The 13257-nt window shown below is 66.1% G+C and carries 14 protein-coding genes; 6 read left to right on the forward strand and 8 right to left on the reverse strand.

Annotated features, from left to right (window positions below; translation table 11 throughout):
• The first annotated feature begins 2 nt into the window (after positions 1–2).
• The 3 genes from G6N50_RS24920 to G6N50_RS24930 are packed head-to-tail and all read left to right on the forward strand — an operon-like array spanning position 3 to position 4231.
• Positions 3–989: an enoyl-CoA hydratase/isomerase family protein gene (locus G6N50_RS24920; protein ID WP_083093788.1), complete on the forward strand. Its 987-nt coding sequence runs from the start codon at positions 3–5 to the stop codon at positions 987–989.
• Entirely contained in the window at positions 986–3415 is a 2430-nt protein-coding gene (locus tag G6N50_RS24925; protein WP_083093786.1) for a CaiB/BaiF CoA transferase family protein, read from the forward strand. The genes G6N50_RS24920 and G6N50_RS24925 overlap by 4 nt, the downstream gene beginning before the upstream one ends.
• Before the next feature lie 6 nt (positions 3416–3421).
• Positions 3422–4231 (forward strand): SDR family NAD(P)-dependent oxidoreductase, encoded by an 810-nt coding sequence (locus tag G6N50_RS24930; RefSeq protein WP_083093784.1) that lies wholly within the window; start codon positions 3422–3424, stop codon positions 4229–4231.
• On the opposite strand, the gene G6N50_RS24935 is transcribed toward G6N50_RS24930, so the two are convergent.
• Positions 4228–5058 (reverse strand): SDR family NAD(P)-dependent oxidoreductase, encoded by an 831-nt coding sequence (locus tag G6N50_RS24935; RefSeq protein WP_083093782.1) that lies wholly within the window; start codon positions 5056–5058, stop codon positions 4228–4230. The two genes, G6N50_RS24930 and G6N50_RS24935, sit on opposite strands and share 4 nt — an antisense overlap.
• A gap of 85 nt (positions 5059–5143) precedes the next feature.
• Here G6N50_RS24935 and G6N50_RS24940 point away from each other — a divergent pair, with 85 nt between their 5' ends.
• Both G6N50_RS24940 and G6N50_RS24945 read left to right on the forward strand, forming a co-directional pair.
• The gene (locus G6N50_RS24940; protein WP_083093781.1) at positions 5144–5632 is read left to right on the forward strand and encodes a MarR family winged helix-turn-helix transcriptional regulator; all 489 of its coding nucleotides are present in this window, start codon (positions 5144–5146) and stop codon (positions 5630–5632) included.
• A gap of 20 nt (positions 5633–5652) precedes the next feature.
• Positions 5653–6069: a DUF5313 domain-containing protein gene (locus tag G6N50_RS24945; protein ID WP_083093779.1), complete on the forward strand. Its 417-nt coding sequence runs from the start codon at positions 5653–5655 to the stop codon at positions 6067–6069.
• 3 nt (positions 6070–6072) lie between these two features.
• Here the strand turns inward: G6N50_RS24945 and G6N50_RS24950 are convergent, their stop codons facing one another.
• Both G6N50_RS24950 and G6N50_RS24955 read right to left on the reverse strand, forming a co-directional pair.
• Positions 6073–6921: a mycofactocin-coupled SDR family oxidoreductase gene (locus tag G6N50_RS24950; RefSeq protein ID WP_083093777.1), complete on the reverse strand. Its 849-nt coding sequence runs from the start codon at positions 6919–6921 to the stop codon at positions 6073–6075.
• 220 nt (positions 6922–7141) lie between these two features.
• A complete protein-coding gene (locus tag G6N50_RS24955) occupies positions 7142–7792 on the reverse strand; it encodes a TetR/AcrR family transcriptional regulator (protein WP_083093775.1) in 651 nt (216 codons plus the stop codon).
• Positions 7793–8035: 243 nt separating this feature from the next.
• Here G6N50_RS24955 and G6N50_RS24960 point away from each other — a divergent pair, with 243 nt between their 5' ends.
• Entirely contained in the window at positions 8036–9211 is a 1176-nt protein-coding gene (locus tag G6N50_RS24960; protein WP_083093976.1) for an acyl-CoA dehydrogenase family protein, read from the forward strand.
• A gap of 8 nt (positions 9212–9219) precedes the next feature.
• Here G6N50_RS24960 and G6N50_RS24965 read toward each other — a convergent pair whose 3' ends face one another.
• The 5 genes from G6N50_RS24965 to G6N50_RS24985 all read right to left on the reverse strand — a co-directional run bounded on the left by G6N50_RS24965 (position 9220) and on the right by G6N50_RS24985 (position 13255).
• Positions 9220–9489 carry a DUF4190 domain-containing protein gene (locus G6N50_RS24965; RefSeq protein ID WP_083093772.1) on the reverse strand — a complete coding sequence of 90 codons (270 nt, stop codon included), beginning with the start codon at positions 9487–9489 and terminating at the stop codon, positions 9220–9222.
• A gap of 142 nt (positions 9490–9631) precedes the next feature.
• Positions 9632–10390 carry an acyl-CoA dehydrogenase family protein gene (locus G6N50_RS24970; RefSeq protein WP_179970190.1) on the reverse strand — a complete coding sequence of 253 codons (759 nt, stop codon included), beginning with the start codon at positions 10388–10390 and terminating at the stop codon, positions 9632–9634.
• Between the two features lie 75 nt (positions 10391–10465).
• Positions 10466–11563: an acyl-CoA dehydrogenase family protein gene (locus G6N50_RS24975; RefSeq protein ID WP_083093766.1), complete on the reverse strand. Its 1098-nt coding sequence runs from the start codon at positions 11561–11563 to the stop codon at positions 10466–10468.
• Complete coding sequence (locus tag G6N50_RS24980; RefSeq protein WP_083093763.1) at positions 11560–12051, reverse strand: nuclear transport factor 2 family protein; 492 nt, start codon at positions 12049–12051, stop codon at positions 11560–11562. Before G6N50_RS24980 ends, G6N50_RS24975 begins: the two co-directional genes overlap by 4 nt.
• Positions 12008–13255 carry a metal-dependent hydrolase family protein gene (locus G6N50_RS24985; protein WP_083093760.1) on the reverse strand — a complete coding sequence of 416 codons (1248 nt, stop codon included), beginning with the start codon at positions 13253–13255 and terminating at the stop codon, positions 12008–12010. Before G6N50_RS24985 ends, G6N50_RS24980 begins: the two co-directional genes overlap by 44 nt.
• Positions 13256–13257: the final 2 nt, after the last annotated feature.

Here is a 13257-nt window from a genome sequence, read left to right on the forward strand (position 1 = left end):
CCATGCCCGACCCCTCGGAGCCCGCGGCCGAAGAGATCATTCGGTACCACAAGGACGCCGCGACCCGGATCGCGACCATCACGTTCGACCGGCCGGACTACCTCAACGCGCCGACGATCGCCGCGCGCCTGCGTTACGCGGACTTGTTGCACCAGGCGAACATTGACGACGACGTGAAGGTGTTGGTGGTTCGCGGGGCGGGCGACGACCTCGGCTCGGGCGCCGACCTGGCCGAGGTGATGCGGGTGCGCGATGCGGCCGACCAAGGCCCACGGCTGGCCGAATACCGCATCGACCCCGACGACGTCAGGTATCCGCCGCAAGGTTCGTTCCGCAATGGCGCGAGCCTCGGCCAGTGGTATGCCAACCCGAACTCGGGCATCCGCGGCCTGCAGGACTTCAAGAAGATCAGCATCCTCGAGGCCAAGGGCTATTGCTACGGCTGGCATTTCTACCAGGCGGCGGACGCCGATTTGGTGATTTCCAGCGACGACGCGCTGTTCGGGCATCCGTCGTTTCGGTATTACGGCTGGGGCCCCCGCATGTGGTGGTGGGCGCAAACCATGGGCATTCGGAAATTCCAGGAAATGGTCTTCACCGGAAGGGCTTTCACCGCCGCCGAGATGTATGACTGTAACTTCCTCAACAGCGTGGTACCGCGGGATGAACTCGAGGCGGAGGTGGAGAGATACGCGTCGGCATGCGCCAGCAACCGTCCCACCGACACGGTGTTCATGCAGAAGGTTTTCTTCGAGATCATGAAGCAGTTCCAGGGCGAATATCTGGGCAGCATGCTCAGCGGCGTCTTCGAGTCGCTGGGAGCCCACGTCCGCCCGGATGACGGCGACGAGCTGATGCTCGACGACGCGATGAAGCGGGGCCTGGGCAATGCCGTCAAGGACAACGACGATAAGTTTCCCGCCGAATGGCGGCTGAGTAAGAAGGCGCGCGGCGGTAAAGACACCTCGGCGAAGAAAAAGAAATCGTGACGCCACACCGCGTCGAACCGCCCCTGACCGGCTACACGGTGATCGACCTGTCCACCGGGATAGCGGGCGCCTACTGCACGAGGTTGCTCGCCGACGGCGGCGCCGACGTCGTGAAAGTCGAATCGCCAGAGGGTGATCCGCTGCGTGCGTGGTCGGCCTCGGGCGGCGCCATCCCGCCCGGCGGGGATGGCGCCTTGTTCAGCTTCTTGGCCGGGGCAAAACACAGCGTCGTCGCCGATCCCTCCCGTGACGGCGACTGCGAGCTGGTGAACCGATTGCTGGCGTCCGCTGACGCGGTGGTGTGGTCTGCGGGTTCTAAAGTGGCCGAGCATCCGGACTTTTCGCCGCGCGCCATCCATGCCCGCCATCGCAGTCTCACGGTCACCTCGATTACCCCGTTCGGGCTGGAAGGCCCCTGGCGAGACCGCGCGGCGACCGAGTTCACCCTGCAGGCGTGGTCGGGAGGAATCGTCGGGCTCGGCCGCGGCGAACAGGAGCGCCCGCCGATCTTCGTCGGCGGTCAGGTCGGCGAATACCTGGCCGGCGCCTACGCGAGCGCGGCCACGTTGGCGTCCCGATGGCGCCGAATCGACGGCGGGGCAAGCGAACTGCTGGACCTCTCGATGCTCGAGACGCAGATTCTGTGCCTGACGTATTACCCCGTCTCCTATTTCGAGCTGCTCGGGCGACCGTGGCGCGACATGCGGCGCCCGACGATTCCGGGGGTGGCTCAGGCGAAAGACGGCCTGGTGGATCTCGGTTGTGGGACGGCGCAGCAGTGGTTCGACCTGTGCGCAATGGTGGGTCACCCGGAATGGATCGACGAGAATTCGCCGCTGTCGATCACCGAGCAGGCCAACATCCACGCCGAGGAGATCTTCGACTGGCTGGCGAACACACCGGTCGACGAAATCCGCGAACTGGCCTCGGCATTCCGTATCCCCAACGCTCCCGTCGCCACCGGCGCCAATGTCACGTCGTTCGATCAGTTTGTGCAGCGCGAATCTTTCGTCCGCAATCCGCGTGACGGATTTCAGCAGCCGAGCCACCCGTATCGGATGCGGCCGGCGCAGTTGCGCGGGCCGCGGCCCGCGCCGCGGCTGGGGGAGCACACCGAGCGGTACCGCGCGGCGAATCTCGCGGCGCGGCCGGCGCCGACCGGCGTGGCGAAAGCGCTGCCGCTCAGTGACGTTCGGGTGTTGGATATGACGACGTTCTGGGCGGGACCCTGTTGCACCCACGCTCTGGCCCTGCTCGGCGCCGAGGTCATCCACGTCGAATCCACCCGTCGCCCGGATGGCACCCGGATGATCGCAGGCGTGCCGATCACCGAGGACCAGTGGTGGGAAAAGTCGCCAATCTTCGAGGCCCTCAACACCAACAAGAAGGGCCTGACCCTGGACCTGCAGAGCTCGCGCGGCCGCGAGTTACTGCGGGAGCTCATCGCCACCTGCGACGTCGTCGTCGAGAACTTCACGCCGCGAGTACTGGACCAGATCGGTCTGGATTTCGCCGCCGTGCAATCGATTCGACCGGACGTGGTGATGGTCCGGATGCCCGGCTTCGGCCTCGAAGGCCCCTGGCGTGACAACCCGGCATTCGCCTACGTCATCGAATCCGCGTCCGGCGTGAGCTGGCTTACCGGCTACCCGGACCGCACGCCGTACGACCCGTATTCGGTCGGCGATCCCAACGCGGGTGTGCACGCGTTGAACGCGATACTGCTGGCGCTGGAGCACCGGCGCCGCACCGGCGAGGGAGTGTTCGTCGAGGCGGCGATGGTCGATGCCGCACTCAGCATCGCCGCCGAGCAGGTCATCGAGTTCTCGGCGTACGGGGCCCTGCTGGAGCGCGCCGGCAACCGGGGGCCCACCGCCGCGCCACAGAACCTCTATCTGAGCGCCGATATCGACGAATTCGGCCGACTTGACAGCTGGGTCGCCATCGCGGTGGCCGCCGACCATCAGTGGGAGAGCCTGTGCCGGGCACTCGGATCGCCGGCCTGGGCAACCGATCCCGAGCTCTCGACCGACGCCGGCCGGCGCGCACACCAGGATTCCATCGACAAGCAACTCGCGGCGTGGTGTGAGCACCGCAGCCGCGACGAAATCGTTGCGACGCTCTGGGATGCCGGCGTCCCGGTGGCCAAAGTCATGCAACCGCACCGGCAAACAGAACTGGATCAGTTGGCGTTTCGGGATTTCTTCGAAGAGGTCGACCACCCGGTCAACGGCCGGGCTAGGCTCAGCACCGTGCCGATGAGGTTCTCAGCCGGACCCCACAAGTTCCACACCGCGCATGCTCCGCTGCTGGGGCAGCACAACCGCGAGCTGCTGTCCGGGCTCGGCTTGTCCGAGGCGGAGATCGCCGGCCTGGAAGCCGACGGCGTGATCGGAAACGCACCAGCCATGCGCGCGAGGAGCTGACCCACGGTGGCAATCGATCCTTCGAACATTCTGCTCACCGGCCGTGTCGCGGTGGTGACCGGTGGGGGAGCGGGCATCGGCCGCGGTATCGCGGCCGGAATGGCGGCATTCGGTGCCCGGGTGGCGATCTGGGAACGCGACCCGCAAACCTGCGCGCAGGCAGCGGAATCCATCGGCGCCCTGGGCATCGTCACCGATGTCCGAGACAGCGAACAGGTGGACGCCGCCCTGGAGCGCACCGGCGCCGAGCTGGGCACCCCGACGATCCTGGTGAACAACGCCGGCGGCGTGTTCTCCTCGCCGTTGCTGGAAACCAGCGAGAACGGCTGGGATGCGCTCTATCGTGCCAACCTGCGCCACGTACTGCTGTGCAGCCAGCGGATTGCCCGCCAGATGGTGTCCGCGAGTCTGCCCGGCAGCATCATGTCGCTCACCTCGATCGAGGGCGTCCGAGCCGCACCGGGCTACGCGGCCTACGCCGCCGCCAAGGCCGGTGTCATCAACTACACCAAGACCGCGGCGCTGGAACTGGCGCCGCACGGGATCCGGGTCAACGCGATAGCGCCCGACATCACGCTCACCGAGGGGCTGGCGCGCCTTGGTGGCGAGGCGGCGACGAGCGCGATGGGCAATATCGTGCCGCTGGGACGCCCCGGTCATGTCGACGAGATCGCCAGTGCCGCAGTCTTTCTGGCCTCGGACATGTCCGCCTATCTGACCGGGCAGACGCTGCACATCGACGGCGGCACCCAGGCCTCCAGCGGCTGGTACCACGATCCCCAAACCGGCGACTACCGGTTGGGCCCGGCGAGCTAGTGGGTCCAGCCCGCGGCGGCCTGTTCATCGAAGGTTCGGTCGATGCGCTCGAACCTGCGCCGGATCGAATCCCGGGCGGCCCCGTGCGGCAGCACGTACAGGCGGTTGGCCAGAATCGCGTCGGCCGTCAGGCGGGCGACGTCGTCTGCGCTGACCGCCTCGTCCTGCGTCGGCAGCGGACCGAAGGCCCCTTCCGGCGTCGCTGACAGTCCGTAATCCGCGCCGCGGATCCGTTCGGAGTTGGAGACCAGCTTGGTCTCCACCACCATCGGGCACAGCACCGAAACTCCGATGGCGTTGGGCTTGAGCTCGCGAGCCAATGTTTCCGCGAGCCCGACGACGCCGTATTTGGCAACACCGTAGGTCCCGAGGCCGTTGTTGGGCACCAGGCCGGCGAAGGACGCGGTGAACGCGATGTGTCCGCCCTTGCCCTGGTCGATCAGCCTCGGCACGAAAGCCTCGACGGCATGGATCGATCCCCACAGGTCGATGTCAATCACCCAGCGCCAGTCGTCGTGGTTCATCTGGGCCATCGGTCCCGCGACGACGATGCCGGCGTTGCTGAACACGACGTCGACCTGACCCAGCAGCCGGAAGGACTCGTCGGCGAGGCGGACCATGTCGTCGAGCTGCCGAACATCGCAGATCACGCCGTGCGCGTCGAAACCGTCGCCGCGCAACCGATTCACCGCCTGCTGAAGCGCGGGCTGATCGACGTCGGAGAGCACCACGCGGGCGCCGCGGCGGGCGAATTCGGTGGCGGTGGCCAAACCGATGCCGCTTGCACCGCCGGTGATGACTGCGCCGCGTCCCTGCAAATCGTCCATAGGTTCCGAGCGTATTACCCGCGCCGGTACCGGTGTGAGAGACATCATGTAGATAGGACGCTAACTATTAGGGCACCATACATATATGGCCGCCCCCACACGCGACATCGATCCGCTGGCACTCGAACACCAGGTGTGCTTCGCGCTGGCGACGACGAACCGGGCGGTCTTGGCGGTGTATCGGCCCCTCTTGGAACCGCTGGGCCTGACCCATCCGCAATACCTGGTGATGCTGGCGCTGTGGGACCACCGCAAAACCCCCGCGGCTGACCAGTTCCCGCTGTCGGTCAAGCAGATCGCCGCGGCCTTGCAGATGGATTCCGCTACGCTCTCGCCAATGCTCAAGCGCCTGGAGGGGCAGGGGCTGATCACTCGCGCCAAGAATTCGGCCGACGAGCGCGCCACCGACGTGACGCTCACGCAGCGCGGAATTGCCTTGCGGGAGCGGGCACTAGAGATTCCGTCGGCCGTCGTGGCACGGCTGGGTGTCGAGCTGGCCGAACTCGAGAACCTGCATCGGGTCCTCACCCGCATCAACGCCGCCGCCGTGGCGGTCGGCGCCCTTCAATCCTGACCCCACCCCGAGGAGCCACCATGACCGCAGCGAAACCCAATCTCTGGCAATACATCGGCTATTCCTACGGCCGGCGACTGCCCGACTCGATGCGCAGCTGGGTCGCGCGCGATCTGGCAGGGGAGGGGGCCATCCGCCGGCACATGATCAGGTGGTCCATACCGCCCCTGCTGGTCCTCGCCCCGTTTTGGCTGCTGCCCGCATCGCTTTACGTACACACCGAGATGACCGCGCCGCTCTACATCTGGGCGTTGCTGATAACCCTTGCCCTCAACAAGGTCTGGCGTCGGCACCGGTTGGCGGTCCATGGACTGGATCCAAACCTGGTCGACGTGATCACCCGCCAGAAGCAGGCGCGGATGCACGAGGACTACATCCGGCGTTACGGGCCGCGACCCGAATCGGCGGAGTGGCAGTCCAACAGCAGCCCCTTCTAGGGACTACTTCAGGCAGCTGCCCGCATCGACGGGCAGGGTCACGCCGGTGATGTAGCGCGCTTCGTCCGAGGCGAAGAACAGCACCGCGTTGCTAATGTCGATCGGTTCGACCCAGGGGATCGGCAGCGTGTGGAACAGCTGGCAGATCGGCGCCATGTCGTCGGGGCCCGGGTTTTCCAGATCCGGGCGGAACATCTTGAAGGTGCCGTCGTTGTGCAGCATGGGAGTCTTGACGTGGGTCGGGTGCACGGAGTTGACGCGAATCATGTGCTGCCCCAGCTCAACTCCGAAGGCGCGCATCAATCCGACGACACCGTGCTTGGCCGCGACGTAGTGGCCGGTGTGGGGGTAGGCCTTGAGCCCGCCCACCGAGCTGGTCAGGATGATGGATCCGCCGCGGCCGCCCGCCAGAAGGTGCGGCACACCGGCTTTCACTGTTTTCCACACGCCGGCCAGGTTGATGTCGATCATCTCTGTCCAGTCTTCTTCGCTGGTCTTGTCCAAAGTCTCGCCGCCGTTGCCGATTCCGGCGTTGGCCACGACGATGTCGAGCCGGCCGAGCTGTTCGACGCCACTGTCCACCGCCGCCTTGAGTGCGTCGTAGTCGCGCACGTCGACTTCGGCCGTGAAGATTCTGCGGTTGTGCCCCTTGACCAGGTCGGCGGTCTCGGCGAGGTCTTCGGGTGTCGACGCCGGGATCGCGGTGTCCACGACGCCCTCGCGGATGGGCTTGCAGATGTCGACCGCGATGATGTCGGCCCCCTCCTGGGCCAATCGCACCGCGTGGCTGCGGCCCTGACCGCGTGCCGCTCCGGTGACGAAAGCGACTTTGCCCTCAACACGTCCGGTCATGGCTCCCTCAACTCCTGACTATTGATCGGCACGCCTCCCGGGACAAACGCGTTCCCGGACCACGGGTCTTGCCGCCCTTGAACTCTGTCATTCGGCCGTCACGGGTGTCAATGACGAATCCGTTTCGGCTATTTGTGATTCTAGATATTAGAGAATCTCATTCTCACCGGCAAACGACGTGCGCTATTTGCTCACCGTGAGACGGGGGAAGGGTGGGGTGCTACGCGACGAATCCACGTGAGCAGAAATCCCACACCTCTTCGGCGGTGATGGGGTGCATCGTCGCGTCGTCGGGCCCGCCACTGGACTGCGCGATGAACATGACGGTCTGCATGGTCATGGCGGCCACCCGCTTGGGATTGATGGTGTTGCGCAACTTGCCGGCGTCGTGCGCCGCCTCCATCAGTTCCGTCAGCAACGCCAGCAGCGGTGCATGCGCCACTTTGACCTCGGCCGGGTGTGTCACCAGCAGCCTCGGGGCAAAGTCGGTGAAGAGCGGGCGCTTGGCCGTCGGGTCCGGGCGGGACGCCTCGTACAGAAGCTGGACGGCGACCTGCAGGCGCTCCAGCGGATCGGTGTGGCTCTCGGTGGCCGCGCGGATCTGGTCGGCCGATCGGCTCAACGCATCCTCGAAGAGCGCCAGCAGCAACTCGTGCTTGCCGTCGAATTGCAGGTAGAAGCTGCGCAACGACTGGCGGGAGCGGTCTACGACCTCCTGCACGGTAAAGTCCGTGCTGCCCTTTTCGATGATGATGGCCTGGGCGGCATCGAGGAAGCGCTGAACACGCTGCGCCGCGCGCAATTTCGCCGTCTTGATGGACCGCTCGACCGCTCGCTGTTTCCAGGCCGGTTCTTCGCTTGGATTGGTCACGGCCGGCTCAGGCGATTGCCGCGAGGGGAGAACATGGTTGGACTCTACCGGAGAACGCCGTGACATCGCTGCGCTCAACCCCCTCACGGATCACGTGTCCGAGATTGTAACTTTCTTACTGCGAGAATACTATTCTCTTAGACGTGTGTATGGAAGCGTAATCGCAAGAGTGAACCACGCCGTCGGCGGAAACCTTGATCTACCGCCGGCGCGGGTGTGCTCGGGACCATTCCGGGAAGTGCTGTGCAGCTGACGTTTGATGCCGACGTGGAGGCGTTCCGGGCCGAATTCGTTGCTTTCCTCGACGCGCATCTGCCTTCCGAGGCTGAGGCGTTCGCGAGGCCGCAGTCGAGTTCGGACATCCCGGAGTGGGCCCGCCGGTGGCAACGCTTGCTGTTCGACAGCGGGTGGCTTCAGCCCGGCAACCCGCCGGAGTTCGGTGGGCGCAACGCGACGCTGCTGCAGCAATACGTGTACCAGGAAGAGCTGTCGCGACGGCGGATCTATCAGAGTTTCAATCCGCAGGGTGTCGGCATCATCGCGGCGTCATTGCTGTCGTTCGGCACGCCTGAACAGAAGCAGCGATGGGCGGTGCCGATTCTGCGCGCGGAGATCACCGCGTCGCTGGGAATGAGTGAACCCGGCGCGGGCTCGGATCTCGCGTCGCTGAAGACCCGCGCCGTGCGTGACGGTGAGGAATTCGTCGTCAACGGGCAGAAGGTATGGACATCGGGCGCCCATCACGCCGACGTGTTGCTGACATTTGTGCGCACCGACCCGGACGCGCCAAAACATAAGGGCATCAGCGCTTTACTGATCCCGACCGACACCCCCGGCGTGGTCCGTCGCCCGTTCGCCTCGGTGGGCGACATCGAAGACGTCGACTTCAACGAGGTCTTCTTCACCGACGCGCGGGTGCCGGCCGAAAACTTAGTGGGGGAGCTCAACGCGGGCTGGCGCGTCGCAACCGGTTCGCTCGGCCACGAACGCGCGATGCTGTGGCTGGATTACGCCGACATGCTGCACGCGTTGACCGTCGAGTCCAATCCCTCGGGTCCCGTGCAGCGGGATCACTACGCGACCCTGGTGATGGACTTCTACGCGATGCGGCTGCTGGGGTCGGCGACGCTGGCCAAAGCGGCGCGCGGCGAAGAGGACGTACCCGCCCAGTCGGTGCTCAAGTTGCTCGGCTCGGAGGCGATGCAACGCGCCAGTGAGGACGCCCTCAACGCCAAGCACGGCGACGGACTGGCATTGCGTGCGGTCACCGCCCCGTTCGCCCCGCTAAACCTGGACAGCCACTACGGCAGTTGGTTCGACCGGTACACCCGCACCTTCGCAGCTACCATCGCCGGCGGCACGTCGGAAATCCAGCGCAACATCATCGCCGAACGCGTACTCGGGTTACCGCGCAATTGATGGGCGCGTCAGTGATTCCGGGCGTCCAGTTGAGCGTAGTAGCCAATGGCGGCCAGACCCGCCACTATCGCGATCGCCCCTAACACCATGCCGGTCACGGCAGTTCGGAAATTATTCGCCTCCCCGCGGGCGACCCTTCGCCGGGCGATGTCGCCCGTCACCAACGCCGCGATGCCAAAGGGCACTCCGAGCAGCAACCAGCAGGTGATGAGTCCGACCAGACCCAGGAGCACCGAGGCGACGCCGACCTCGTTTCGCGGTGCGTCGGGGTGACTCATGACTCCCCACCTCCTCGGGTCGACGACAGGTGCCGGTTGTGCTCCGCGCCCAGTCTGCTCCGAGCGTCACCCAAGGAACAACAAATCGGGTGTACCGCGGCCCCGCACCCGGTGGTGCCCGCGCGGCTTCGGAAGCGTCTCGTTAGAGCTGCGCGAGCCGGGGCGCGGATCCGGCCGCCACGACCGCCTTTCCGGCTTGGCGTGTCAATTCTCGAGAGCTACCCAGCAGTCCGTCCAGAATCAGTGACCGCTTGATGTGGTGGTGCAGCGGGTGCTCGGCGGTGAAGCCGATACCGCCGAGCACCTGCTGGCAGTGCCGTGCGGTGGTGAGCGCCGCCTGACCGGCCGCGGCCTTGGCCAGCATGCAAGCCATTCCCTGCGGATCGTCACATTCCGTGGCGGTCTGCAGTGTGGCCTCGGCGCCCTCAATCGCGACGAGTGTCTCGGCCAGCCGGTGCCTGATCGCCTGGAATGAGCTGATGTGCCGACCGAATTGAACGCGGTCCACGGCGTGCTGGCGGGCCAGCGACAGCATGGCGCGGCTGGTGCCAACCAGCCACCATCCCAGGGCCTGCCACCCGGCATACAGCGCCGCTGACGGCAACGGGTCCCCTTGCGGCGCGGGATGTATCGGCAGCAGCTCGTCGATCGCCGAGCCGGAGTGGTCGCGGCGCTCCCACAGCACCCAGGACCCCCCGGCGAACGGCAGCGGCATCGTGCCCCCAGGCGCATCGCCCGCCGCGCACAGCACCACGTCGTTGAGCACGGGTGCGTGCGCGCCGGTCTCGCCGAGCAGCTTGAACACCAAAGGGATTGCGATATCGGGCATTTCGTCGAGCATGTCGCGCCAGCCGAGGTCGGTCAGCGCCGCGTCCAGCTTGGCGCCCGAGGCGGCGCTCATCGTCGTGCGCAGCGAATCTGCCAGCAGGCGCAGCGATTCGGGGTCGGACTCGGTGTCTGCGGTGTGGGCCACGGTTCACTCCTTCCCGAGGTCGAGCAGCCGGCGGGCGATGATGTTGCGCTGGATCTCGGCGGTGCCGCCGTAGATCGTCGCCGCGCGCGAGTACAGATATTCCGAGCGCCACGGGGCGTCTTCGAGCTCGAGCGTTCCCGGCAACATGTCGCGGACAGTGTCGTAGAGCCGTTGCTCCGCGGAGGCGAGCAGCACCTTGTCGACGGAGGTGTCAGGTCCCAACCGGGCCCCGTCGCGCATCCGGTGCTGAGTGGCGCGCGACCGGCAACGCAACGTGTGAAGCGCCAAATAGGCTCCGCCGAGCGCGGATTCGTCGGGCTCCCCGCTTTCGGACGCCGTGGTGATCAGATCGTCGAAACGCGAGTAGAGGTAGGCGATTCGCTGCCAGAAGCAGGCGGAACGCTCATAGGGCAGCAGGTCCATGGCCAGTTGCCAGCCATCCCCGGGCTTGCCCAGCATCCTGCTGGCCGGGATCACCACGTCGTCGTAGTACACCTCGCAGAATTCGTCGACACCGTGCATCGTCCGCAGCGGACGGATGGTGATGCCCGGGGTATCGAGGTCGACGAAGAAAGCGGTGATGCCGTCGTGCCCGGGTGCGGTGCGGGTGAGCAGGACGCAGCGGGTGGAGAATTGCGCGAAGCTGGTCCAGACCTTTTGCCCGTTGACAATCCAGTTATCGCCTTGCTGCGTCGCGCGAGTGGTCAGCGACGCCAGGTCGCTGCCCGAACCCGGCTCGGAAAAGCCTTGACACCATTGCTCTTCGCCACTGAGTAGGCGCGGCACCATTTCCTTGGCCAGCTCGGCCGGCGCGTAATCGATCATGGTGGGCGCGAGCACCTCGAGCATCGAGTAGGGGCCGGGTTCGGCGAGGCGACGGCCTACCACCTCTTCGCCGACGATCGCGCGCAGCAGCGCGGGGCCGCCCAGTCCACCCACCTCGACCGGCCAGCCGAACCGCATCCAATCGGCGTCATAGAGCGCGCGGCTGACCCGGGCGAACTGCCGCATGTGCCCCTGCAGGGAGTGGTCGTGCTCAGGGGTCAGGTCATTGTCGTCGAGCCATGCGCGCAGGTCGGCCCGGAACTGCTCGACATTCACTTCGATGGGTCGGCTCCTTCGGTCGCTGCCTGGGCCGCAGAGTCACCGGCGGGTCGCCCGATGGCGTGTGCGCGTCCGGAGTCGTGCACACCGCTGCGGCGGATGAAGGTCATGGCGCGGGTCTTGAGTCGCCACCCGTCGGCGGTTCGCACGTAGGTGTCGCGATAGTAGCCGATCCGCATGTCATGTGTGGCGTGGTCGATGAAGCAGAGCGGTTGGGTGCCGCTGGCGGCGTCGCCGTCCAGGTCGATCACCGCGGTTCCGGTGAGAAACAAGCCCTTTGGGGCCGCGGCAACCAATTCCGGGAACCGGCTCAGGCTGTAGGTCTCGCCGAAGGCGCTGTAGGTGCCGTCGGGGGTGAAGACGGCGACGAGACCCTCGATGTCTTCCTGGGTGATGGTGACCGCGTAGCGGCCGAGCATCTGCTGAATCTCGACCAGGTCGTCAGTTCTGCTTGGTCCGCTGTTGGTCTGATCTGGTGTCGACATAGACCTTGCCGCCTTTCATGACGAAGCTGACGTGTTGGGTAACCGTGATGTCCTCCAACGGGTTTCCCGGCACCGCGATGATATCTGCGAGCTGGCCGTGGGCCAGTCGTCCTCGATCGGTGGCGTTGATCAACTCGGCCGCGGTCACCGTGGCGGCGCGCAGGACCGCCAATGGTGGCAAGCCCCAGTCGACGAGCGTGACGAGCTCATCGGCGTTCTTGCCGTGCGGTATCGCCGGGGCGTCGGTGCCGATCGCGATCTTCACGCCGGCTTCGTAGGCGGCCAGTATCGAGGTGCGCGCCTTCGGGAACATCTCGGCGGCCTTGGCCTGCAACGCCGGCGGGGCGTGCGAGACGTCCATCGCGTCGCCGTCGGCCAGGCGCCGGGTGCTGACCAGAAAGGTTTCGTGCTCGACCATCATGGCGATGGCCTCGTCGTCAATCAGGAATCCATGCTCGATGCAGTCGATGCCCGCCTCGACGGCGTGCTTGACCGCTTCGGCGCCGTGTGTGTGCGCGGCGACGCGCAGCCCGCGGCGGTGGGCCTCGTCAACGATCGCGCGTAACTCTTCGTCCGAATAGTGTTGGGCACCAGGCGGACCGGTCAGCGACATGACGCCGCCCGAGCAGCAGACCTTGATCAGCTCGGCGCCGTGCTTGATCTGGTAGCGCACGGCCTTGCGGATCTCGTCGATCCCGTTGGCGATGCCCTCCTCAACCGTCAACTCCAGCGCATGCGGTGCGAACGCGGCGAACATCGTCGGGTCCAGATGCCCACCGGTCGGGGTGATCGCGTGCCCGGCCGGCACCACCCGCGGCCCGTCGATCCAGCCCGCGTCGATGGCCTTGCTCAGCGCGACGTCGAGCAGGTACCCGCCAGTCTTGACGAACAGGCCGAGGTTGCGCACCGTGGTGAACCCGGCGCGCAATGTGCGCCGGGCATTGCCGACCGCACGCAATACGCGCGTCGGTGGGTCGTCCTGAACCATGGACAGCCCGGGTTTCTCGCCGCGGCCGCCCATCAGGAGGTTGACCTCCATGTCCATCAGACCCGGCAGCAGGATCTGGTCGCCGAGGTCGATCATGTCGCCTTCGCGTTTCCCGCCGACGCCGATGATCCGGTCGCCGTCGACCCGCAGAATGCCGGGCGACACGATTTCGCCGGCATCGACGTCAAGTAGTCCAGCGGCCTTGAGCGTCAACACTT

The organism is Mycobacterium mantenii (genome assembly GCF_010731775.1).
Lineage (GTDB): Bacteria > Actinomycetota > Actinomycetes > Mycobacteriales > Mycobacteriaceae > Mycobacterium > Mycobacterium mantenii.